Origin of the sequence: Streptomyces sp. NBC_00885, from assembly GCF_045207475.1 — a bacterium.
Taxonomy (GTDB): Bacteria; Actinomycetota; Actinomycetes; order Streptomycetales; family Streptomycetaceae; genus Streptomyces.
This window is the reverse complement of sequence record NZ_CP108796.1, coordinates 7,351,833-7,375,597: the sequence shown is the minus strand read 5'-3', so window position 1 is coordinate 7,375,597 and position 23,765 is coordinate 7,351,833. Positions and strand designations below refer to the sequence as shown.

16 protein-coding genes and 2 rRNA genes are annotated in these 23,765 nt (G+C 67.4%); 10 read left to right on the top strand and 8 right to left on the bottom strand.

Going from position 1 to position 23,765, the window contains the following annotated elements; all coding sequences use genetic code 11:
* Positions 1 to 17: 17 nt before the first annotated feature.
* Together OHA61_RS33550 and OHA61_RS33545 are read right to left on the bottom strand one after the other, a co-directional pair.
* Positions 18 to 3,140: ribosomal RNA gene (locus tag OHA61_RS33550) — 23S ribosomal RNA — on the bottom strand.
* Positions 3,141 to 3,441: 301 nt separating this feature from the next.
* Positions 3,442 to 4,967, bottom strand: a 16S ribosomal RNA gene (locus tag OHA61_RS33545).
* Together the 16S and 23S rRNA genes form the textbook arrangement of a ribosomal RNA operon.
* Positions 4,968 to 5,539: 572 nt before the next feature.
* Here OHA61_RS33545 and OHA61_RS33540 point away from each other — a divergent pair.
* Both OHA61_RS33540 and ptsP read left to right on the top strand, forming a co-directional pair.
* Positions 5,540 to 5,989 (top strand): PTS glucose transporter subunit IIA, encoded by a 450-nt coding sequence (locus OHA61_RS33540; protein WP_266489837.1) that lies wholly within the window; start codon positions 5,540 to 5,542, stop codon positions 5,987 to 5,989.
* A gap of 76 nt (positions 5,990 to 6,065) precedes the next feature.
* Positions 6,066 to 7,736 (top strand): phosphoenolpyruvate--protein phosphotransferase, encoded by a 1,671-nt coding sequence (gene ptsP / locus OHA61_RS33535; RefSeq protein WP_406306172.1) that lies wholly within the window; start codon positions 6,066 to 6,068, stop codon positions 7,734 to 7,736.
* Positions 7,737 to 7,807: 71 nt separating this feature from the next.
* Here ptsP and OHA61_RS33530 read toward each other — a convergent pair whose 3' ends face one another.
* Together OHA61_RS33530 and OHA61_RS33525 are read right to left on the bottom strand one after the other, a co-directional pair.
* Positions 7,808 to 8,722, bottom strand: coding sequence for a hypothetical protein (locus OHA61_RS33530; protein ID WP_406306171.1), 915 nt, complete (start codon positions 8,720 to 8,722; stop codon positions 7,808 to 7,810).
* A 17-nt stretch (positions 8,723 to 8,739) separates the two neighbouring features.
* Positions 8,740 to 9,948 carry an MFS transporter gene (locus tag OHA61_RS33525; RefSeq protein ID WP_406306170.1) on the bottom strand — a complete coding sequence of 403 codons (1,209 nt, stop codon included), beginning with the start codon at positions 9,946 to 9,948 and terminating at the stop codon, positions 8,740 to 8,742.
* 136 nt (positions 9,949 to 10,084) lie between these two features.
* Between OHA61_RS33525 and OHA61_RS33520 the strand changes: the two genes are divergently transcribed.
* Positions 10,085 to 11,404 carry an aminotransferase class I/II-fold pyridoxal phosphate-dependent enzyme gene (locus OHA61_RS33520; RefSeq protein ID WP_406306169.1) on the top strand — a complete coding sequence of 440 codons (1,320 nt, stop codon included), beginning with the start codon at positions 10,085 to 10,087 and terminating at the stop codon, positions 11,402 to 11,404.
* 47 nt (positions 11,405 to 11,451) lie between these two features.
* Here the strand turns inward: OHA61_RS33520 and OHA61_RS33515 are convergent, their stop codons facing one another.
* Positions 11,452 to 13,440: an acetoacetate--CoA ligase gene (locus OHA61_RS33515; protein ID WP_406306168.1), complete on the bottom strand. Its 1,989-nt coding sequence runs from the start codon at positions 13,438 to 13,440 to the stop codon at positions 11,452 to 11,454.
* Between the two features lie 218 nt (positions 13,441 to 13,658).
* On the opposite strand from OHA61_RS33515, the gene OHA61_RS33510 reads away from it, so the two are divergent.
* Complete coding sequence (locus OHA61_RS33510) at positions 13,659 to 16,019, top strand: glycoside hydrolase family 31 protein (RefSeq protein ID WP_406306167.1); 2,361 nt, start codon at positions 13,659 to 13,661, stop codon at positions 16,017 to 16,019.
* Between the two features lie 438 nt (positions 16,020 to 16,457).
* Here the strand turns inward: OHA61_RS33510 and OHA61_RS33505 are convergent, their stop codons facing one another.
* Positions 16,458 to 16,955, bottom strand: coding sequence for an NUDIX domain-containing protein (locus OHA61_RS33505; RefSeq protein WP_406307570.1), 498 nt, complete (start codon positions 16,953 to 16,955; stop codon positions 16,458 to 16,460).
* A 44-nt stretch (positions 16,956 to 16,999) separates the two neighbouring features.
* Here OHA61_RS33505 and OHA61_RS33500 point away from each other — a divergent pair, with 44 nt between their 5' ends.
* The 6 genes from OHA61_RS33500 to glpK all read left to right on the top strand — a co-directional run bounded on the left by OHA61_RS33500 (position 17,000) and on the right by glpK (position 22,515).
* A complete protein-coding gene (locus OHA61_RS33500) occupies positions 17,000 to 17,773 on the top strand; it encodes a M15 family metallopeptidase (RefSeq protein ID WP_406306166.1) in 774 nt (257 codons plus the stop codon).
* Between the two features lie 103 nt (positions 17,774 to 17,876).
* Complete coding sequence (locus OHA61_RS33495) at positions 17,877 to 18,224, top strand: Mpo1-like protein (protein WP_389374191.1); 348 nt, start codon at positions 17,877 to 17,879, stop codon at positions 18,222 to 18,224.
* 66 nt (positions 18,225 to 18,290) lie between these two features.
* Positions 18,291 to 18,722 (top strand): Zn-ribbon domain-containing OB-fold protein, encoded by a 432-nt coding sequence (locus tag OHA61_RS33490; protein ID WP_406307569.1) that lies wholly within the window; start codon positions 18,291 to 18,293, stop codon positions 18,720 to 18,722.
* Positions 18,719 to 19,909: a lipid-transfer protein gene (locus OHA61_RS33485; protein WP_406306165.1), complete on the top strand. Its 1,191-nt coding sequence runs from the start codon at positions 18,719 to 18,721 to the stop codon at positions 19,907 to 19,909. Before OHA61_RS33490 ends, OHA61_RS33485 begins: the two co-directional genes overlap by 4 nt.
* Before the next feature lie 286 nt (positions 19,910 to 20,195).
* The gene (locus tag OHA61_RS33480) at positions 20,196 to 20,957 is read left to right on the top strand and encodes an MIP/aquaporin family protein (RefSeq protein WP_324985089.1); all 762 of its coding nucleotides are present in this window, start codon (positions 20,196 to 20,198) and stop codon (positions 20,955 to 20,957) included.
* Between the two features lie 46 nt (positions 20,958 to 21,003).
* Entirely contained in the window at positions 21,004 to 22,515 is a 1,512-nt protein-coding gene (gene glpK, locus OHA61_RS33475; protein ID WP_406306164.1) for a glycerol kinase GlpK, read from the top strand.
* Between the two features lie 253 nt (positions 22,516 to 22,768).
* Here the strand turns inward: glpK and OHA61_RS33470 are convergent, their stop codons facing one another.
* Positions 22,769 to 23,374 (bottom strand): GTP-binding protein, encoded by a 606-nt coding sequence (locus OHA61_RS33470; protein WP_406306163.1) that lies wholly within the window; start codon positions 23,372 to 23,374, stop codon positions 22,769 to 22,771.
* A complete protein-coding gene (locus OHA61_RS33465; RefSeq protein WP_389374188.1) occupies positions 23,355 to 23,759 on the bottom strand; it encodes a DUF742 domain-containing protein in 405 nt (134 codons plus the stop codon). The genes OHA61_RS33470 and OHA61_RS33465 overlap by 20 nt, the downstream gene beginning before the upstream one ends.
* Positions 23,760 to 23,765 lie beyond the last annotated feature (6 nt).

Below are 23,765 nucleotides of genomic sequence, written 5' to 3'. Positions count from 1 at the left end.
AGTGGACGCGAGCAACTGAGGACAAGCCCTCGGCCTATTAGTACCAGTCAGCTCCACCCCTTGCGGGGCTTCCACATCTGGCCTATCAACCCAGTCGTCTACTGGGAGCCTTAACCCCTCAAAGGGGGTGGGAGTCCTCATCTCGAAGCAGGCTTCCCGCTTAGATGCTTTCAGCGGTTATCCTTTCCGAACGTAGCCAACCAGCCATGCCCTTGGCAGGACAACTGGCACACCAGAGGTTCGTCCGTCCCGGTCCTCTCGTACTAGGGACAGCCCTTCTCAAGACTCCTACGCGCACAGCGGATAGGGACCGAACTGTCTCACGACGTTCTAAACCCAGCTCGCGTACCGCTTTAATGGGCGAACAGCCCAACCCTTGGGACCGACTCCAGCCCCAGGATGCGACGAGCCGACATCGAGGTGCCAAACCATCCCGTCGATATGGACTCTTGGGGAAGATCAGCCTGTTATCCCCGGGGTACCTTTTATCCGTTGAGCGACGGCGCTTCCACAAGCCACCGCCGGATCACTAGTCCCGACTTTCGTCCCTGCTCGACCCGTCGGTCTCACAGTCAAGCTCCCTTGTGCACTTACACTCAACACCTGATTGCCAACCAGGCTGAGGGAACCTTTGGGCGCCTCCGTTACCCTTTGGGAGGCAACCGCCCCAGTTAAACTACCCATCAGACACTGTCCCTGATCCGGATCACGGACCCAGGTTAGACATCCAGCACGACCAGAGTGGTATTTCAACGGCGACTCCACAACCACTGGCGTGGCTGCTTCAAAGTCTCCCACCTATCCTACACAAGCCGAACCGAACACCAATATCAAACTGTAGTAAAGGTCCCGGGGTCTTTCCGTCCTGCTGCGCGAAACGAGCATCTTTACTCGTAGTGCAATTTCACCGGGCCTATGGTTGAGACAGTCGAGAAGTCGTTACGCCATTCGTGCAGGTCGGAACTTACCCGACAAGGAATTTCGCTACCTTAGGATGGTTATAGTTACCACCGCCGTTTACTGGCGCTTAAGTTCTCAGCTTCGCCACACCGAAATGTGACTAACCGGTCCCCTTAACGTTCCAGCACCGGGCAGGCGTCAGTCCGTATACATCGCCTTACGGCTTCGCACGGACCTGTGTTTTTAGTAAACAGTCGCTTCTCGCTGGTCTCTGCGGCCACCCCCAGCTCAAGGAGCAAGTCCTCTCACCAGTGATGGCCCCCTTCTCCCGAAGTTACGGGGGCATTTTGCCGAGTTCCTTAACCATAGTTCACCCGAACGCCTCGGTATTCTCTACCTGACCACCTGAGTCGGTTTAGGGTACGGGCCGCCATGAAACTCGCTAGAGGCTTTTCTCGACAGCATAGGATCATCCACTTCACCACAATCGGCTCGGCATCAGGTCTCAGCCCTAGTGTGTGACGGATTTGCCTATCACACGGCCTACACCCTTACCCCGGGACAACCACCGCCCGGGCTGGACTACCTTCCTGCGTCACCCCATCGCTTACCTACTACCACCTTGGGCCGGCGGCTCCACCACTCCCCTTCGCCCGAAGGCTCCAGGACGGCTTCACGGCCTTAGCATTAATGGGCTCGATACTGGGCGTTTCAAAGCGGGTACCGGAATATCAACCGGTTGTCCATCGACTACGCCTGTCGGCCTCGCCTTAGGTCCCGACTTACCCTGGGCAGATCAGCTTGACCCAGGAACCCTTAGTCAATCGGCGCACACGTTTCTCACGTGTGTATCGCTACTCATGCCTGCATTCTCACTCGTGTACCGTCCACCACTCGCTTACGCGGCGGCTTCACCCGGCACACGACGCTCCCCTACCCATCCCAGCGGGCGTTGGCCCTCATGCTGGAATGACACGACTTCGGCGGTACGCTTGAGCCCCGCTACATTGTCGGCGCGGAATCACTTGACCAGTGAGCTATTACGCACTCTTTCAAGGGTGGCTGCTTCTAAGCCAACCTCCTGGTTGTCTCTGCGACTCCACATCCTTTCCCACTTAGCGTACGCTTAGGGGCCTTAGTCGATGCTCTGGGCTGTTTCCCTCTCGACCATGGAGCTTATCCCCCACAGTCTCACTGCCGCGCTCTCACTTACCGGCATTCGGAGTTTGGCTAAGGTCAGTAACCCGGTAGGGCCCATCGCCTATCCAGTGCTCTACCTCCGGCAAGAAACACACGACGCTGCACCTAAATGCATTTCGGGGAGAACCAGCTATCACGGAGTTTGATTGGCCTTTCACCCCTAACCACAGGTCATCCCCCAGGTTTTCAACCCTGGTGGGTTCGGTCCTCCACGAAGTCTTACCTCCGCTTCAACCTGCCCATGGCTAGATCACTCCGCTTCGGGTCTTGAGCGCGCTACTATATCGCCCTGTTCGGACTCGCTTTCGCTACGGCTTCCCCACACGGGTTAACCTCGCAACACACCGCAAACTCGCAGGCTCATTCTTCAAAAGGCACGCAGTCACGACGCACAGAGTAAACTCTGCGCGCGACGCTCCCACGGCTTGTAGGCACACGGTTTCAGGTACTATTTCACTCCGCTCCCGCGGTACTTTTCACCATTCCCTCACGGTACTATCCGCTATCGGTCACCAGGGAATATTTAGGCTTAACGGGTGGTCCCGCCAGATTCACACGGGATTTCTCGGGCCCCGTGCTACTTGGGTGTCTCTTAAACGAGCCGCTGATGTTTCAGCTACGGGGGTCTTACCCTCTACGCCGGACCTTTCGCATGTCCTTCGCCTACATCAACGGTTTCTGACTCGTCTCATCGCCGGCAGACGATGACAAAGAGATCCCACAACCCCGCATGCGCAACCCCTGCCGGGTATCACACGCATACGGTTTGGCCTCATCCGGTTTCGCTCGCCACTACTCCCGGAATCACGGTTGTTTTCTCTTCCTGAGGGTACTGAGATGTTTCACTTCCCCTCGTTCCCTCCACACTGCCTATGTGTTCAGCAGCGGGTGACAGCCCATGACGACTGCCGGGTTTCCCCATTCGGAAACCCCCGGATCAAAGCCTGGTTGACGGCTCCCCGGGGACTATCGTGGCCTCCCACGTCCTTCATCGGTTCCTGGTGCCAAGGCATCCACCGTGCGCCCTTAAAAACTTGGCCACAGATGCTCGCGTCCACTGTGCAGTTCTCAAGCAACGACCAGCCACCCACCACCCCACCCAACAGGGCGAGTTCACCGGGGCCGGCATCGCGAAGGACGAGCAAACGCTCGTACCCTCAGACACCCAACAGCGCGCCCGGCACGACCAGTCAGGACATCACGTTCCACGCCGAAGCAGTACTAGTGATCCCAACTCATCGTGCCGAATAGTCAACGTTCCACCCATGAGCAACCAGCATCGGACGTACGCCGATGTACTGGCCTCTGGACCGGCAGAGCCGGCCTAGAAGTGCTCCTTAGAAAGGAGGTGATCCAGCCGCACCTTCCGGTACGGCTACCTTGTTACGACTTCGTCCCAATCGCCAGTCCCACCTTCGACAGCTCCCTCCCACAAGGGGTTGGGCCACCGGCTTCGGGTGTTACCGACTTTCGTGACGTGACGGGCGGTGTGTACAAGGCCCGGGAACGTATTCACCGCAGCAATGCTGATCTGCGATTACTAGCAACTCCGACTTCATGGGGTCGAGTTGCAGACCCCAATCCGAACTGAGACCGGCTTTTTGAGATTCGCTCCGCCTCGCGGCATCGCAGCTCTTTGTACCGGCCATTGTAGCACGTGTGCAGCCCAAGACATAAGGGGCATGATGACTTGACGTCGTCCCCACCTTCCTCCGAGTTGACCCCGGCAGTCTCCTGTGAGTCCCCATCACCCCGAAGGGCATGCTGGCAACACAGAACAAGGGTTGCGCTCGTTGCGGGACTTAACCCAACATCTCACGACACGAGCTGACGACAGCCATGCACCACCTGTATACCGACCACAAGGGGGGCACCATCTCTGATGCTTTCCGGTATATGTCAAGCCTTGGTAAGGTTCTTCGCGTTGCGTCGAATTAAGCCACATGCTCCGCTGCTTGTGCGGGCCCCCGTCAATTCCTTTGAGTTTTAGCCTTGCGGCCGTACTCCCCAGGCGGGGAACTTAATGCGTTAGCTGCGGCACCGACGACGTGGAATGTCGCCAACACCTAGTTCCCAACGTTTACGGCGTGGACTACCAGGGTATCTAATCCTGTTCGCTCCCCACGCTTTCGCTCCTCAGCGTCAGTAATGGCCCAGAGATCCGCCTTCGCCACCGGTGTTCCTCCTGATATCTGCGCATTTCACCGCTACACCAGGAATTCCGATCTCCCCTACCACACTCTAGCTAGCCCGTATCGAATGCAGACCCGGGGTTAAGCCCCGGGCTTTCACATCCGACGTGACAAGCCGCCTACGAGCTCTTTACGCCCAATAATTCCGGACAACGCTTGCGCCCTACGTATTACCGCGGCTGCTGGCACGTAGTTAGCCGGCGCTTCTTCTGCAGGTACCGTCACTTGCGCTTCTTCCCTGCTGAAAGAGGTTTACAACCCGAAGGCCGTCATCCCTCACGCGGCGTCGCTGCATCAGGCTTTCGCCCATTGTGCAATATTCCCCACTGCTGCCTCCCGTAGGAGTCTGGGCCGTGTCTCAGTCCCAGTGTGGCCGGTCGCCCTCTCAGGCCGGCTACCCGTCGTCGCCTTGGTAGGCCATCACCCCACCAACAAGCTGATAGGCCGCGGGCTCATCCTTCACCGCCGGAGCTTTCAACCCCCCAAGATGCCTCGGGAGGTGGTATCCGGTATTAGACCCCGTTTCCAGGGCTTGTCCCAGAGTGAAGGGCAGATTGCCCACGTGTTACTCACCCGTTCGCCACTAATCCACCCCGAAGGGCTTCATCGTTCGACTTGCATGTGTTAAGCACGCCGCCAGCGTTCGTCCTGAGCCAGGATCAAACTCTCCATGAATGTTTACCCGTAATCGGGTCGAACACCACAAGAGCGGGACAACCGGTCGGAATAAGACCGGTCATCCACAGCGTCCTCGCTGTGTCATTGCCTGCCCGCCACAAAAGGGCCGACAGGACTTTCAAAGGAACCTCAACCCACCGAAATGGGCCGGGGTTGTCAATCTGGCGTTGACTTTTGGCACGCTGTTGAGTTCTCAAGGAACGGACGCTTCCTTCAGACCCTTTTCATCGGGCCCTCCGGGCGCTTCCCTTCGGTGTTTCCGTACACTATCAGGCTTTTTCGGTCTTCCTGACCACCGCCCTGCGGGCAGGCAGAGGTTTAGACCAGTTAGTATCTCGGCTTGATAGGTGCTGCCGACCCCCGACTCAGAGTCGCGTTGGGGTCAGGCAGAGGAACGACAGTACAGCTCGCCGGGAGATCAGGCAAATCGTTTCCGGTGCGCCCCTAGGTCCGCGAACTGGTAGCTCTCAGGAATAACTGGGACATCCAGTGACATACCCTTCTGAACAGCGCGTCGTCCAGGACAGGCAGGGACGACGCCGGACGAATCTCCGCCCCTGGGAGGCTCCATGACCACAGTGACGTCCCCTATTGCCGGACGTGCCATCGGACTCGCTGCCGTGCCGGACCCCGTCTTCTCCGGTGCGATGGTCGGTCCCGGTACCGCCATCGACCCCGTGCGTGAGCCGTCGGAGGCCGTCGCCCCCGTCGACGGAATCATCGTCTCCCTGCACCCGCACGCCTTCGTCGTCGTCGACGACCAGGGGCACGGTGTACTGACGCACCTCGGCATCGACACCGTCCAGCTCAACGGCGAGGGCTTCGAGCTGCTCGTCAACAAGGGCGACACCGTCCAGCGCGGGCAGGCAGTGGTGCGCTGGAACCCGTCGGCCGTCGAAGAGGCCGGAAAGTCCGCCATCTGTCCCATCGTGGCGCTCGAAGCCACGGCCGACTCCCTCTCCGACCTTCGCGAGGGTGGCGACGTCAAGGCCGGCGACTCGCTCTTCGGCTGGCAGTGACGCCGGAGACGTAATCACGGCTGGTCGGACTTCCACCGCGGCGGCACGGGCCGTCGCTCAATCGGAGACGGGTGTAATGGAGACAACGCTGCGAGGCGTCGGCGTGAGCCATGGTGTGGCGATCGGCGAGGTCCGGCACATGGGTACGGCGGTTCTGGAGCCGCCGGCCAAGCAGATTCGGCCCGAGGACGCGGAGCGCGAACAGGGACGCGCCCGCAAGGCCGTGGAGGCCGTGGCCGCCGACCTGATTGCCCGCGGCAATCTGGCCGGTGGCGAGGCGCAGGCCGTGCTCGAGGCGCAGGCCATGATGGCGCAGGACCCGGAGCTCATGGCCGACGTGGAGCGCCGTATCGCCGTCGGCAGCACCGCCGAGCGCGGTGTGTACGACGCGTTCGCCATGTACCGGGAGATGCTCGCGGGCGCCGGCGAGTACATGGCCGGTCGGGTGGCGGACCTGGACGACGTGCGGAACCGGATTGTGGCGCGGCTGCTCGGTGTGCCGATGCCCGGTGTACCGGACAGCGACGAGCCGTATGTACTGATCGCGCGGGATCTCGCGCCCGCGGACACCGCACTGCTCGACCCTGGGCTGGTGCTCGGGTTTGTCACCGAGGAGGGCGGGCCCACCAGCCACAGCGCGATTCTGGCGCGGGCGCTGGGCGTGCCGGCCGTGGTGGCGCTGCCGGGTGCCAAGGAGCTGGCCGAGGGCACGCTCATCGCCGTCGACGGCAGTACCGGCGAGATCTTCGTCGAGCCGAGCCAGGAGAAGCGGGGCGAGCTGGAAAGGGGGGCGGCGGAGCGCAAGGCGGCGCTGGCTGCTTCCAGTGGGCCGGGGGCGACGTCCGACGGGCACAAGGTGCCGCTGCTGGCCAATGTGGGCGGGCCTGCCGATGTGCCGGCCGCGGTCGAGGCCGGTGCCGAGGGTGTCGGTCTGTTCCGTACGGAGTTCCTCTTCCTGGACGACAGTAAGCAGGCGCCGTCGGAGGAGAAGCAGGTCGAGGCCTACCGCAAGGTTCTCGAGGCCTTCCCCGAGGGCAGGGTCGTCGTGCGGGTGCTGGATGCCGGTGCGGACAAGCCGCTCGACTTCCTGACTCCGGCGGACGAGCCGAACCCGGCGCTGGGTGTGCGCGGGCTGCGGAGCCTGCTGGATCACCCGGAGGTGCTGCGTACGCAATTGACGGCGCTGTCCAAGGCCGTCGCAGGGCTGCCGGTCTACCTCGAGGTCATGGCCCCGATGGTGGCGGACCGCACCGACGCGAAGGCGTTCGCTGACGCGTGCCGCGAGGCCGGGCTGCAGGCGAAGTTCGGTGCGATGGTTGAGATTCCGTCCGCCGCGCTGCGGGCGCGCTCGATCCTGCAGGAGGTGGAGTTCCTGTCGCTGGGCACCAATGACCTCGCGCAGTACACCTTCGCCGCCGACCGTCAGGTGGGTGCGGTGTCGCGTCTGCAGGACCCGTGGCAGCCGGCGCTGCTGGACCTGGTGGCGCTGTCGGCCGAGGCCGCGAAGGCCGAGGGCAAGAGCTGTGGTGTCTGTGGTGAGGCTGCCTCCGATCCGCTGCTCGCGTGTGTGCTCACCGGTCTTGGTGTGACCTCGCTGTCGATGGGTGCCGCGTCGATTCCGTACGTCCGCGCGACGCTGGCGAAGTACACGCTCGCGCAGTGCGAGCGCGCTGCCGCCGCGGCGCGTGCCGCGGACACGGCCGAGGAGGCGCGGGTCGCCGCGCAGGCGGTGCTCTCCGGCGAATAGCCGGTGTGCCGTGGCTCGATGGTTGATCGAAGGGGCTTCCTGCCGAGACGGGAGGAAGCCCCTTCGGCGTTTCAGTGGTGGTTGTCCGGGTCGTCGGTGGTGATGCTGAAACCCGCGCAGTACTCGACGCCGGGCTCCGGAGACAGCGGCTCACCGGTGTTGGCGTCGGTGCAGTAGGCGCTGAAGACCTCGCCCGCGGTGAGCGGGACGAGGCTGCCCTCGTGGACCCGCCAGCCGTGGAGGCGGTCGGGGGTGCCGTCGGCGCTCGTACGCAGAACTACTCCCCCGGGCGTTTCGAGGGCGATACCCGTGGCGAGGACGGTCACGAACTCCGCGCCCTCCGAGGCGTCCAACTGGGCCTGTGCGTCGGCGGCGCCCTCGGCATGGAGGACGGCAACGAGCTGTTCGTCCGGGGCGGGGATGCTGCAGACCATGTGGTGGCTGCCCGGTCCGGCCGCTTCGAGCAGGCCCATCAGGATGCGAGAGGCCCGGTCGAAGGCGGCACGGCCGATGTCCTGGCCGCAGTCGGCGCAGTCCCCGAGGTCGGCGAGGAGCATTGTCGCGTACTCCCAAGTGGCCTGGCGCACGGCCTTGTTGATCAGCTGGGGCAGCAGGCTGGTGACCGGCTGTCCGGTGTACGCCAGGGTGGCGCCGCGAGCCGCGATGGCGGCGGTGTAGCGGCTGCGGCTGACGGCGGCGTCGGGGTCGAGGCCCGCTTCGGTGCAGTACTCGGCGAAGTCTTCGGGGTCGAAGAGGGCGACGGTGGTGTGCAGTTGCCGTGAGGCCAGGGTCTTGAGCAGCGCCTCGATCTGGCGGAGATAGGTGGGGTGGTCGTCGAAAGTGAAGGTGCGGTACTGGCGCATCGCGCTGAAGTCGTACTCGTCGGCGATGAGGCCGACGGTGCTGGGCACTTCGCGGTGAAGGGTGCGGCGCAGGGATGCGGTGGTCTTGTTGCGCCGGCGCGTGGACTGCTTGGTCTGTGCCATGTCTCCCCCTGTGTCGATTACTCGTGACTCACCGTAATCGACGGCACTGACAACGGGGCTTCGGGCAGCTTGTTCCGTACGAGACGGCTCTGCGCGAAGCAGGTGGCGACCAGTCCGGCACCCATCAGCGCCCAGCCCGCGGGGCCTGCCGCGATGACGCCGGTGACGATCAATGGGCCCGCGCTGCGCTGGGCCGATGCGGCCACTCCATGCACTCCGAGGTAGGCACCCTGCGCCTCGTCGGGGGCGAGGGCGACAGAGAGTCCCCAGGAGATGGTGGCGTGGATGATCTCCGCCAGAGTGAGCGCGACGGCGGCGAGAACGAGGGCGGTGATCGCGAGCCATCGGCTGCCGACCGCGGAGGCGCTCATGGCAAGGGTGCCGACGGCGAAGGCGGCGGCGAGAGGGAGCAGCAGTCGCCGTGCCGCTCGCGTCGTGGCGCCGAACTTGGCCATGGGGATCTGCAGGGCCACGACCATCACGTTGTTCAGTACGAGGAGCAGCGGGGCCAGGCCGTGCGGAGCGTCGGTGGCATGCACGATCCAGAGCGGTAGTCCGACCATGAAGACCGCGTCGTCCAGGAAGAGCACCGTCTCACTGGCCACATAGAGGAGATAGGTGCGGTCACGCCAGGGGTTCGCGGGCTTCACCGGGACCCTCTCGCTGCCGGAGCCGGTGACGACACGCGAGGGCGATGGGGCGTCACCGCAGCGCAGGGTGAGCAGTGCCGCGGCGAGGGAGCTGATCGCGTTGCCCACGAGGAGAGACTGATACGCGGCCGTGGTACCGATGCCGAGCGCGGCTGCGGCGGCCAGGCCGCCGATGGCGAAGCCGGTGTTGCCGACGGTGCGGTTCAGGGCCTGATAGCGAACGCGCTGGGAGCCCGTGATGCGGGTGGCGTAGAGCTTGGTGAGGACGTTCGCGCCGCGGTCGCCGACGCTGGCGAAGGCCGCGCAGACGAGCAGCAGTGCGTAGTGGTCGGTGGTCAGCACGGCCAGGCCGGCGAGGGCGCGCAGGAGTTGTGCGGCGATCAGGACGCGGGTGACGGGCAACCGGTCGGCGACGCGGCCGGCGATCGGTGCTCCTGCGATACCGAGGCCGGCCGACAGCGCGATGAGGAGGCCCACTTCGGTGAGGGAGAGGCCGGTGACGTAGGTGAAGTAGAGGGCTTGCGTGGCGGTCCACAAGCCGTTGCCCGTCTTGTCGACCATGGTGATGGCAAGCATGCGGCGACCGTCACGGCCGCCTGGGATGCGGTTCTTGAATGTGCCTTTGGGTGTGTCTTCGAGTGCTGCCCGGCTCTTCGGCAGGCTCACCGGTTCCCCCTTGACGCGATTTATGTATTGGTACATAGTCTATTACGTGGCAACACAATATTCGATCAGTGGTACGAGCGCCAAGGGAATCGCCGCGTCCGTCGAACGGGCTGTGGCAGACGGCGGCTTGGGGCCCGGCGACGCGCTGCCGCCGGTGCGTCGGCTCGCGGACGATCTCGGGGTGAGCCCCGGGACGGTCGCCACCGCTTACAAGGAGCTGCGGCAGCGCGGGGTCGTGGTGACGCGCGGGCGGGGCGGAACCGTGGTCGCCGCCGCGCCCGCGGTCGCTTCCCGGCGGCCTCCGAAGGTGCCCGAGGGGCTCCGGGATCTGGCCGGCGGCCATCCTGATCCGGCGTTTCTGCCGGACCTGCTGCCACCGGCGCAGCTCTCCCCCGGTGCCCGTTCGCACCGTTCGGCCCCGCGACTGCCGGAGTTGGAGGAGGCCGTACGGGCCTGGATCGGCGGCCATGGGGTGCCGGTCGAGCACGTCACCTTCGCGCACGGCGCGCTGGACTGTGTGGCGCGACTGCTCTCCACCGAGCTGCGGCCGGGCGACACGGTGGCGATGGAGGACCCCGGCTACCACCACCTGCTGGATCTCGTACAGGCATTGGGCCTGCGGTCGGTGGCCGTGCCGGTGGACGACGAGGGCATGCGTCCCGAGGCACTTGCCGCGGCCGTGCGGGCGGGTGCGCGGGCGGTAGTGTGCAGCCCGCGGGCCCAGAATCCGTACGGCGGATGCTTCTCGGCGGGGCGACGTGACGCGCTCGTCGAGGTGTTGCGCCAGGCGCCCGAAGTGCTGGTGATCGAGAACGATCACGCCTCGGACATCGCGGGCGCGGAGCTCAACTCTCTTACCGCGGGCGGGCTCTCACGCTGGGCGCATGTGCGGACCGTCACCAAGTTCCTGGGGACGGATCTGCGGTGGGCAGCGGCGGCCTGCGATCCGACCACGCTGGCGCGGCACGACGGTCGGCTGCTGCTGACCTCGGGCTGGATCAGTCATCTGCTGCAGCGCACCGTACTCGGCCTGATGAGCGACGGGGACACGATGGAGCTGGTGGGCAGGGCGCGTACGGCCTATGGAGAGCGGCGGCGGGCGCTGGTGGCCGCGCTGGGCTCGCACGGTATCGCCGCACATGGGATGAGCGGGATGAATGTGTGGGTGCCGGTCGTGGACGAGTCGGGTGTCGTCAACGGGCTGCGGTCCAGGGGCTGGTGGGTCGCGGCCGGTTTCCGCTTTCGGATCGCCTCGGGACCGGGTGTACGGATCTCGACGGCGGGTCTCGAGCCGAGTGATGCGGTACGGCTCGCCTCGGACTTCGCGGAGGTGCTGGGCGAGTCCGAGGCGACGTACGGGGGGTAGGGGGCTTGGGCCGGGCGGGCCCAGCACCTCAGCCCGGCGGGCCGGCCTTATCCGGCAGACGGGCCCGCTCCGCGGGTGCGGGCCAAGCTCTCGTAGAAGCGCAGCAGTTCCAGGTTGTCGACCGAACCCGGGTTGACCGCCTTCGTCAGGGCCGTGCCCTGGAGCAGGCGCTTCACCGGGACCTCGATGCGCTTGCCCGTGAGGGTGTGCGGGACGCCCGGGACCTCGATGATGTCGTCGGGGACATGACGCGGGGAAAGCTGTTCGCGGATCGTCCGCTTGATGCGGGCGCGCAGTTCGTCGTCGAGAGTGGCTCCGTCGACGAGGTGGACGAAGAGCGGCATCCAGTAGCCGCCGTCCGGTTCTTCCAGGCCGATGACCAGGGATTCACGGATCTCGGGTAGGCGTTCGACGGCTTCGTAGATGTCGGCCGAGCCCATCCGTACGCCCTGGCGGTTGAGCGTCGAGTCGGAGCGGCCGTGGATGACGACGGAGCCGTGATCGGTGATGGTGATCCAGTCGCCGTGCCGCCAGACGCCCGGGAACATCTCGAAGTAACTGTCGCGGTAGCGGCTGCCGTCCGGGTCGTTCCAGAAGCGGATCGGCATGGACGGCATCGGGTTGGTGACGACCAGTTCGCCGACCTCGCCGATGAGCGGCTTGCCCTGGGGGTCCCACGACTGGAGGTCGGTGCCGAGGCAGGCCGCCTGGAGTTCGCCGATATGGACGGGCAGGGTGGGCACCGCGCCCGCGAAGCAGCTGCAGACGTCCGTGCCTCCGCTGACGGAGGCAATCCACAGGTCGTCGGCCACCTCGTCGTGCAGCCAGCGGAAACCGTCGGGCGGGAGCGGGGACCCGGTCGTCGCGACGCACTTGACCGCGGACAGGTCGAAGTCGCGCGAGGGGTGGACCTCTACCTTGCGGCAAGCCATGACGTACGCGGCGGAGGTACCGAAGAGCGTGGCTTTGGTGCGCTCGGCGATGCGCCACTGGGCAGCGGTGTCGGGATAGCCCGGGCTGCCGTCGTACAGGACGACCGTCGTGCCGGTGAGCAGGCCGGAGACGAGGAAGTTCCACATCATCCAGCCGGTCGAGGTGTACCAGAAGAAGCGGTCCTCGGGGCCGAGGTCGCAGTGCAGGCCGATCTGCTTGAAGTGCTCCAGCAGAATGCCACCCTGCGACTGGACGATCGCCTTGGGCAGGCCGGTCGTGCCGGAGGAGTACAGGACCCACAGCGGGTGGTCGAAGGCGACCTGCTCGAAGATGGGCTCGACGTCCGCAGACGTGACCGCCGACCAGTCGAGAGCGCCCTGGGGGGCCTCGGTGCCGAGCAGCGGGATGTGGATCACCGCGCGCAGGGTGGGGAGCTCGCGGCGCAGCTCGGCGACGGTGTCGGTACGGTCGTGCTCCTTGCCGCCGTAGCGGTAGCCGTCCACCGTGAACAGGACGACCGGCTCGACCTGCTGGAAGCGGTCGAGGACGCTGCGGGCGCCGAAGTCGGGGGCGCAGGATGTCCAGACCGCGCCGACCGCCGCGGTGGCGAGCAGCGCGGTGACGGCCTGCGGGATGTTGGGCAGATAGCCGCTGACCCGGTCCCCCGGGCGTACGCCGAGGGCGCGCAGTTCGGCGGCGAGCGCGCCCACCTGGCGGCGGAGCTCGGACCAGCTGATCGGGGTCGGCTCATGTGTCTCGTCCACATGAAGCAGCGCCGGATCATGGGGGCGCTCCTCGGCGGTGCGCAGGGCATGTTCGGCGTAGTTGAGCGTGGCGCCGGGGAACCACCGGGCGCCGGGCATGGCCCGGTCGGCCAGGACGCGCTCGTACGGAGTGGAGAAACGGACGTCGAACCATTCGGCGACCGCTTGCCAGAAGGTTTCGAGCTCGTCGATCGACCAGCGGTGCAGCGCCGCGTAACCGCCCTCGGCAGGGGCCCCGTGGCGCTCGGCGGCCCAGGCCTGGAAGCGGGTGATCCGGGCGGCGGCGATGCGGTCGGGGTCCGGCTGCCACAGGGGGGCAGGGTTCGCTGCTGAGGTCATGGGGCGTCTCCGGGGTGGCTCTACGCGGTGTGTGCGTTTCTCGCGCGCACGAGCGGGGTGTGCGCGTGACACGGCTGACACGGACGATGCCATGTGATCGTCTTTCGCACCAGGGCTCCCCACCCATGGTCGGGCAAGGGAATATGTGCTCCCACCACGGGTGAACGGGAGTTGAACAAACCCCCGCGCACCCGCGACCGGATGGCAGGCTGAGCTGCATGGACGGTCGTGGTGTGGTGCGCTCGGTGAGAAACCTCGGAACAATGCAGGGGCTGCGCGCGGCACGCTCGGCCTGGCGGCAGCGTCGGACCGATGCCCGGGCGCTGCCGGCGAGAGGGGCGGAACGGGCCAGAGTGCCCGGGCCGGTCACCGAGGCCGAGCCACTGCCGGGTGGCGGGATCGTCCGGTTCGCCCGTTCTCAGCTGCGGATCCGGGTGGCTGCGGGCGGCGCGGTCTTCTGGGGCTGGGACGGCGCCGAGCCCGAACCCTCGTACGCCCTCGACGGTGCCCCTCCCGAGCCGGACCCGCGAGCCGAGCTGGAGCCCGACAAGGACGGGGGCTGGCGTGTGGTGTCGGAGCGGGTGACCGTGGAGGTCTCCCGGCACGGCGCCGTGGAGATCCGTACGCCCGGAGGTGTCGTACTGCGCCGGGATCTGCCACCGCGCTGGTGGGAGCCGGTGCGGGGCGGGCCGGCGCGATGGGTGCAGCGGACCGAAGTGCCCGCGGACGCGCGCTTCTTCGGGCTCGGCGGCCGGGCGTCCGGGCCGCGGCTGCGCGACGGCTCGTACCGGTTGTGGAACACCGACCCGCGCGGCAGCTTCGAGCCCGGCGACGACCCGCTGTACATCACCATGCCGGTCCAGCTGGTCGTGGCCGACGCCGGCACGCATCTGGCCTTCCACGACAACTCCTGGGACGGCCGGGTCACCCTCCGGGAGGGCGAGGAGGGCGCGGGCTCCGGGCACGACCGGCGGGGCACCAGCGAGGTGCGCATGGAGGGCGGGCCACTGCGCTGCTGGGTCGTGGTGGGAACACCCACGCGCGTACTGGCCGGCTGGACCCAGCTGACCGGCGCGCCCGCGGTGCCGCCGGCCTGGGCGCTCGGTCCGCAGCACGCGCGATGGGGGTTCGGCAGCGAGCAGGAAGTGCGGCGGATCGTCGCGGGCTATCAGGAGCGTGAGCTGCCGCTGGCCGCGGTCCATCTCGACATCGATCACTACGACGCGCATCAGGTCTTCACCGTCGACCGCGAGCACTTCCCCGATCTGCCGGGGATGGCGAAGGATCTGCGCGACGACGGGGTGCGGCTGGTGTCCATCGTCGATCCGGCGGTGAAGGCGCAGCGCGGGAACGCGGTGTACGACAGCGGTGCGGCGGCGGGGGTGTTCGTGCGGGACGCGGCGGGCCAGGAGGCCCGTGGCGTCGTCTGGCCCGGCGAGAGCGTCTATCCGGACTTCACCGATCCGGCGGCCCGCCGTTGGTGGGGAGACCTGTACGAGGAGCGGCTCGCGCAGGGCTTTTCCGGCGTCTGGCACGACATGAACGAACCCGTGTCCTTCACACCCTTCGGCGACATGACCCTGCCGCGGTCCGCCCGGCACGCGCTGGACGGACAGGGCGGCGACCACCGCGAGGCCCACAACCTCTACGGCCTCACGATGGCCCGTGCCGGGTACGAGGGGTTGCGGCGGCTGCGCCCCGACGAGCGGCCGTTCCTGTTCTCGCGCTCCGGCTGGGCGGGCATGCAGCGGTACGGAGGCACCTGGTCCGGCGACGTGTCCACCGGCTGGCCGGGGCTGCGGGCCTCGCTCTCGCTGGTGCTGGGCCTCGGGCTGTGCGGGGTGCCGTATTCCGGGCCGGATGTGGGCGGCTTCGACGGCAGTCCGTCGCCGGAGCTGTATCTGCGCTGGTTCCAGCTGGGGGCGCTGCTGCCGCTGTTCCGTACGCATGCGGCGATCGACGCGGGGCGCAGGGAGCCGTGGGAGTTCGGGCCCACGGTCCTGGAGCACGCGCGGGCAGCGCTCGCCGAACGGGAGCGGCTGCGGCCCTACTTCGTCACCCTCGCGCATCAGGCGCGGCTGACCGGGGCGCCGTATGCGCGGCCGCTGTGGTGGGGCTGCCCGGAGGACCGGGTGCTGCGCGACTGCGAGGACGCGTTCTTGCTGGGCGACGCGCTGCTGGTGGCACCGGTGCTGGAGCGGGGGACGGACCGGCGGGCGGTGCGGCTGCCGAAGGGACGGTGGTACGACACGGCGACGGGCCGGGCGTACGACGGCCCGGGTCAGGTGCTGGTGGACGCGCCGCTGTCACGTATCCCCGTACTGGCGCGGGGTGGCTCGGTGATCCCGGTGCGGGGGGATGACGGCGGGATGGAGCTTGAGGTCTGGGCACCGGCGGAGGGCCGCAGGGGCGGGGGCCTGGTGGTCGCGGACCTCGGCGACGGCTGGGAGCAGCCGGAGGTGGAGCGGTATACGACACGGCTGGTGGACGGGCGGGTCGTGGTGAAGCACCAGAAGGGCGGGGGGTCGGCGCAGCCGAGGTGGCGGGTGAGGGTGCGGGGGCTGGGAGCGGGGGGGTAGGGGGTTCGGGGGTACCCGGTGCCGCGGGGTGCGGGTCTGGGGGGCGGGGGTACCGGTTCGGAACTTTGGGGTCGGGGGTACCCGGTGCCGGACGGTCGGGTTCCGGGTCCCCTCCGGGCTCGACTTCTCGGCGTCGGCGGCAATCGGGCCGTTGGATTGGGCACCCGGTGTTGGCCGCCAATCGCCTGCGGGGACGACCCTGCACGGCCCCTCCCCACGTGGAGGTGCCACAGAGCGCGGGGGTTCGCCCGCGAAACACACGCGGCCGGACCCGGTACCTAGGTCCTGTCCGGTCGATCAGGCCGGATCAGTGAGCGGGGTCTGGTGCGTGCGATCGCAAGGCGGAGGAAGGAGCCGACGCGGAGCGTCGGCGACTGACGACAACGCAGCGAGCGTGCGTCAGGGCACGCGAGCCCGGCAAGATCGGCCGGACAGGACCTAGGCGTACGTGCCCTCGAACCAGTTGCGGACCGCGATCGTGTGCAGCGGGAACGTCAGCTCCGTCGGCTCGTGAAGCACGTGCCAGCCCGTCGTCTCCGGGGTCGGGGCCGGGAGTGGAAGGGACTCCACCGCGCGCGGTGGCAGGAGGCCGAACAGGAGCAGATGGCCGTCCGGGGCGCTGAGTGCGTCTGCGAGGCGGACGTCTTCGCGGGGGACCTCGATGCCGGTTTCCTCGGACAGCTCCCGGACGACCGCCTGCTGCCAGTCCTCGCCGAGGTCGATATAGCCGCCCGGCAGCGCGATGCCGCCCCGCCCCGGGTCGATCGTGCGGGTGATGACGACGAGCCCGGTTCCGTTCGCGTCGTACGCGGGCAGCAGCGCGACGGCGACCGGGAGCGGGTTGCGGTAGGCCGTCTCGCCGCAGGTGGGGCAGGTGCGCGGCCAATGGGTCAGGGAGCCGTACGCTGCCCCGCAGTTGCCGCAGTGGGAGTCCATGGACACGCGCGGACTGTACCCGATCACTGGTAAAGCGTCTGCCCATGACTGGACTTGCTTCCGCCTTGCGCACCCTTGTCGTGGCGGCCGCGGCCGCGCTTTCGGTGCACGCCGGGGCCGAGCCGACGGCGCTCGGGGAGTTCGTGGCGCTGCGCTCCGTCGACGCGACGATCATTCAGGAGATGCGCTACACGAGCCGTCACAACTTCTTGGGCGCGCCCGTCGACGGCTATCGGCATCCGCTCTGCATCCTCACCCGGCCCGCCGCGCGAGCCCTGCACCGGGCGCAGTCGAGGCTGCTGCGGCAGGGCTACTCGCTGAAGGTGTACGACTGCTACCGGCCCCAGCGGGCCGTGGACCACTTCGTACGGTGGGCCAGGGACCTCGATGACGAGGCCATGAAGAAGGAGTTCTATCCACAGGTCGACAAGTCGAGGCTGTTCGCCGACGGTTACATCGCCGAGAAGTCCGGGCACAGCCGCGGGAGCACCGTCGATCTCACCCTCGTGAAACTGCCCGCCCTCCCGACCAGGCCGTACGTCCCCGGTGAACCTCTCGTCCCCTGCTTCGCGCCCCAGACCGATCGCTTCCCGGACAATTCCGTCGACATGGGAACCGGATTCGACTGCTTCGACACGCTGTCGCACACCGACGACCCCAGGATCCAGGGCGAGCAGCGTGCCAACCGGCAGTTTCTGAAGGACACCTTGAGCGCCGAGGGCTTTGTGAACCTGCCGCAGGAGTGGTGGCACTTCACCTTCAGGCCGGAGCCCTTCCCGGACACCTTCTTCGACTTCCCGGTTGTGCGACACCAGTGAACGGACGGCCGGGACCACCCCCGTAGGCTCCGGCCGCCCGTTCACTGATGTCGGACGCGGCAGGGCCGTATCCGGTTCTCCGCGGAAGGAATACGGTGCGGCTATGACGCAGCAGACATTCGATTCGTACGAGGAGTTCTGGCCGTACTACGTCGCCATGCACTCCAGGGCGGCCACCCGCTGGGTGCATCTGACCGGCACACTCACCGGTCTCGCGATCAGCGCGTACGGGCTCGCGCGCGGCCGGAAACGGTATGCGGCCGCGCTGCCGCTCATCGGATACGGGACGGCCTGGCCCGCACATTTCCTCATCGAGAAGAACAACCCCGCGACCTTCGGGCATCCGGCCTGGTCACTGCGTGGCGACGTGCAGATGATCCGGATGATGCTGGCGGGCAGGGACGGCGAGCTGGCCGAGATCGCCGCCAAGTGGCTCGCCGCGAACCGCTGACCCGTGGCACACTTCTGACGTACCGTCAGATTGCTGGGCCGGGGAGGAACCGTGACGCGCACGCCCGTGGTGGCCGGTTGGTTCACACAGGACGGCGGTGAGGAGGACTTCCGGCTGCTCGGCACCCGCTGTGCCGCCTGTACGTCGGTCTTCTTCCCGCGCGAGGACTCCTTCTGCCGCAACCCGGCCTGCGAGGGCGGGGAGTTGGCGGAGTTCCCCCTGTCCAGGCGCGGTCGGGTGTGGTCCTACACGGACGGGCGCTACCGCCCGCCGGCGCCCTATGTCTCCGACCCGGACACGCCGTGGGAGCCGTACACCCTCGTCGCCGTCGAGCTGGAGGCCGAGCGCATGGTCGTGCTCGGGCAGGCGGTGCCGGGTGTCGGTGTCGGTGACCTCTCGGTCGGCATGGAGGTCGAGGTCGTACCCGGAGTGCTCGACGAAACCTCCCGGACGGTCTGGACGACCTGGCACTGGCGGCCCGTGGGGATGGCGTCATGACCGGCGACGTGGCGGTCCTCGGGGCCGGAATGCACCCGTGGGGCAAGTGGGGCCGCAGCTTCGTGGAGTACGGCACGGTCGCGGCCAGGGCCGCGCTCGCCGACGCCGGGATCGACTGGCGGCAGGTGCAGTCGGTGGTCGGCGCGGACACCGTGCGCTGCGGCTATCCCGGTTACGTGGCGGGCGCGACGTTCGCCCAGGCGCTGGGCTGGCAGGGCGCACGCGTCACCAGCGTCTACGCCGCCTGCGCCTCGGGCGCGCAGGCGATCAACACCGCGCGATCGCAGATCCTGGCGGGTATGGCCGACGTCGTGCTGGTGGTCGGCGCGGACTCGGCGCCGAAGGGTTTCTTCGCCCCGGCCGGCGGCGATCGGCCCGACGATCCCGACTGGGTGCGCTTCCGGGTGCTCGGCGCCACCAACCCCGCCTACTTCGGGCTCTACGCACGGCGCCGCATCGCCCTGTACGGGGACTCCCCCGAGGACTTCGCTCTGGTCAAGGTCAAGAACGCGGCCGCCGGGGCGCTGAACCCCAACGCCCGCTACCGCAAGACCGTTTCGGCCGAGGATGTCGCCGCGTCCGCGGTCGTCGCCGATCCGCTGCGGCTGCTCGACATCTGCGCCACCTCCGACGGCGCGGCCGCACTGGTGCTGTCCGGCATGGACTTCGCGCGGCGGCACGGGGTCAGTGATCCGGTGCGTATCCGTGCCGTGTCGACCGTCACCCCGACCTATCCGAAGACCGTGCTCGATCTCCCGGACATCGCGACCGACTCGGCGGCCGCCGTCGATCCCGTCCCGCACACCTTCCGGGCGTCCATCGCCCGGGCCGCCTACGAGGAAGCGGGCATCGGCCCCGAGGACCTGTCGCTGGCCGAGGTGTACGACCTCTCCACCGCCCTGGAGCTGGAGTGGTACGAGGACATCGGCCTGTGCGGGACGGGCGAGGGCGCCAAGCTGGTGCGCGAGGGCGCCACCGCGCTCGGCGGGCGTATTCCGGTCAATGTCAGCGGCGGGCTCGCGTCCTTCGGTGAGGCGGTGCCCGCACAGGCCATCGCGCAGGTGTGTGAGCTGACCTGGCAGCTTCGCGGGGCCGCCGGGGATCGCCAGGTGCCGGGAGCGCGCACCGGAATGACCGCGAACCAGGGGCTGTTCGGCCATGGTTCGGCCGTCGTCGCCGTGCGCTGAGCACAGTGCCCAGGCGTACTCCCGCCGCCTTACGTTCCCCGCTACCGTGTCAACACACCGGCTGTGAACTGCGCTTGCTGTCAACGACCTTGACGGTCCGTCACGGCCGGTGAACACTGCCTCTTCGTCGGCATCGCCGCACTTCGGCACGCTCACCACGCTCGTCAAGGACGCCGGGCGGGGTACGGGACTCCCCTGCCTCCTGCCCGTAGCCATGGCACGCCATGGAGCACGCACCCTGCACGCAGGACCGGGGCCAGGCCCCGGGCGAAGCCTAGGAGCCGCCATGAGCAATGGAGACATTTTCCTCGGTGAGGTCATCGGCACCGCGATACTCATCCTCTTCGGCGCCGGCGTCTGCGCCGCCGTAACCCTGCATCATTCCAAGGCCAGGGCCTCAGGCTGGGTCGTCATCGCCTTCGGCTGGGGCTTCGGCGTGCTGGCGGGGGCGTACACCGCCGCGCCGCTGTCCGGAGGGCATCTCAATCCCGCCGTGACCCTGGGGGTCGCCGTCGACACCGGGGAGTGGAGCAAGGTCCCGCTCTACATCCTGGCGCAGATGGTCGGCGCGATTCTCGGCGCCGTACTCGCCTATCTCGTCTATTTCGCGCAGTTCCAGGCCAACGCCGACGAAAAGAACGCCCTGCCCACGCTCGGGATCTTCTCGACGGGACCGGAGATCCGCAGTCCCGTCGCCAACATGATGACCGAGATCATCGCGACGATCGGCCTGGTGCTGCCGATCCTCGCCTTCGGCAGGAACGACGGTATCGGCATCGGCCAGATACCCGGGCAGAACGCCGGCATCTACGGCTCCGGCATCTCCATCCTTCTGGTGTCGCTGCTGGTCGTCGGCATCGGTCTGTCGCTCGGCGGGCCGACCGGTTACGCCATCAACCCGGCTCGTGACCTCGGACCGCGCATCACCCACGCGCTGCTGCCGATCCCCAACAAGGGCACATCGGACTGGGGTTACGCCTGGGTGCCGGTTGCCGGACCCGCGATCGGCGGGCTGCTGGCCGGCCTCATCTTCAACGCCGCCTTCTAGGCCTTCCAGTTCAAGGCCTTGCGGGCCTCATTGACAAGGGGAAGTCATGACGGACAAGTTCGTCGCCGCAATCGATCAGGGCACCACGTCCAGCCGCTGCATCATCTTCAACCAGGACGGCGCGATCGTCGCCGTCGACCAGCGTGAGCACCGTCAGATCTTCCCCAAGCCCGGCTGGGTGGAGCACGACGCCACCGAGATCTGGTCCAAGGTGCAGGCGGTGGTGGCCGGGGCGATCGCCAAGGCAGGGCTGCGTGCCGAACAGCTCAGCGCGCTCGGGATCACCAACCAGCGGGAGACCACGGTCCTGTGGGACCGGGCGACCGGCAAACCCGTGCACAACGCGATCGTCTGGCAGGACACCCGTACATCCGCGCTCTGCAACGAACTGGGCAGCACGGACGGACAGGACCGTTTCCGCGATGCGACCGGGCTCCCGCTCGCCAGCTACTTCTCCGGGCCCAAGGCGGCCTGGCTGCTGGACAATGTGCCCGGGCTGCGCAGCCGGGCCGAGCGCGGCGAGATCGCCTTCGGCACCATCGACTCCTGGCTGATCTGGAACCTCACGGGCGGCACCGAGGGCGGCGTCCATGTCACCGATGTGACCAACGCGTCGCGCACGATGCTGATGAATCTGCAGACCCTCGAATGGGATCCGGCCATCCTGTCGGCGATGAATGTGCCGCAGGTGATGCTCCCGGAGATCAAGTCCTCGGCTCAGGTGTACGGGAGCGCTGTCGGCCAGCTCTCGGGCGTGCCGGTGGCATCCGCGCTCGGCGACCAGCAGGCCGCGATCTTCGGACAGGCCTGCTACGACACGGGAACGGCCAAGAACACCTACGGCACCGGCAGTTTCCTGCTGCTGAACACCGGCAACCGGCCCGTGCCGTCGAAGAGCGGGCTGATCACGACGCTCGGGTACAAGATCGGCGAGGAGGCGCCGGTGTACTGCCTGGAGGGCTCGATCGCGATCACCGGGGCGCTGGTGCAGTGGTTCCGGGACCAGCTCGGCATCATCCGCAGCGCGGACGAGATCGAGACGCTGGCGGCGAGCGTGGACGACAACGGCGGGGCGTACATCGTGCCCGCCTTCTCCGGGCTGTTCGCCCCGTACTGGCGCTCCGACGCGCGCGGTGTCATCACCGGCCTGACGAGGTATGTCACCAAGGCGCATCTGGCGCGCGCGGTGCTGGAGGCGACGAGCTGGCAGACGCGTGAGGTCGTCGACGCGATGTACCAGGACTCCGGGGTGCAGATCACCACGCTCAAGGTGGACGGTGGCATGACCTCCAACAATCTGCTGATGCAGCATCAGGCGGATGTGCTGGGGGTGCCGGTGATCCGCCCGAAGGTGTCCGAGACGACGTGTCTGGGTGCCGCGTACGCCGCAGGGCTCGCGACCGGCGTCTGGTCGGACCTCGACGAGCTGAAGGCCCACTGGCAGCGGGACGTGGAGTGGTCGCCGCGGATGGAGGCGCAGGACCGCGAGCGCGAGTACGGCAACTGGCGCAAGGCGGTGGAGCGCAGCTTCGGTTGGCACGAGGAGGACGGGGCGTAGGGGGTGTCTTTTGGATCAGGCCGGATCAGTGAGCGGGGTCTGGCGTGGTGCATCGCAAGGCGGAGGATGGAGCCCACGCGGAGCGTAGGCGACTGACGACAACGCAGCGAGGTGCCGTGCCAGGGCACGCGAGCCCGGCAAGATCCGAAAGACACCCCCTGGCCCCGTCCGGTAGCCGCCCGCGGTCCCCCAAGACCACGGCCCGTACCCCTGTCGGTGGGGGTACGGGCCGTGTCCTGCCGTGCAGTCCGCGTCAGGTCGTGGCGTGCTCGCGCTGCCGGTCGGCGCGGGTCAGTGCGTGCTCGACCACCGCCACCAGCACCTCCTTGACGGACTCGCGCTCGCGCGCGTCGCACATCAGCAGCGGCACCTCGGGGTCGAGGTCGAGTGCCGACCGTACCGCCTCGCCGGGAAAACGCCCTGCCCCTTCGAAGCAGTTGACCGCGACGGTGAACGGAATGCCGCGGCGCTCGAAGTAGTCGACGGCCGCGAAGGAGTCCTCCAGGCGGCGCGTGTCGGCGAGGACGACCGCGCCGAGCGCGCCCTGTGCCAACTCGTCCCAGAGGAACCAGAAGCGGTCCTGGCCCGGTGTGCCGAAGATGTAGAGCACCAGGTCCTCGCGGAGCGTGATGCGCCCGAAGTCCATCGCGACGGTCGTGGTCGTCTTGCTCTCGACGCCCTCGGTGTCGTCGACGGGACGGCCCACCTCGCTCAGCGTCTCCTCGGTGCGCAGCGGTCTGATCTCGCTGACCGCGCCCACCAGTGTCGTCTTGCCGACGCCGAATCCACCCGCGACCAGGAGTTTCAGCGTGACCGGCTCGATGGGCGGCGTTCGGCGGCTAGAGCGCCCGAAGACCATTGATCACCTCGCGGAGAATGCTCACATCCGGCAGCTCGGCCGGCGGAACGGGACGGGTTACGTGCACCAGGGCGTCCTCGACGAGATCGCCGACGAGAACGCGGACCACGCCTACGGGGAGGTCGAGGGTGGCTGCGAGTTCGGCGATCGACTGAGGCGTGTCGCCGCAGCGTTCGACGATCTCGACATGCTCCGGCGAGAGCAGCTGGTCGCGGCCGGGGTCCTCGGCCGCGAGCTCCGGAACGACAAGGGCGATCAGATCGAGCCGATGGCGGGTCCTGCTGCTCGTCCGTCCGCGGGTCATGGCGTACGGACGGACCACCGGGCCTGCGTCGGCGTCGAAGAAGTGGTGCGGGTCGGTTGCGTACTGAGCCGATTCACTCATCCCGGC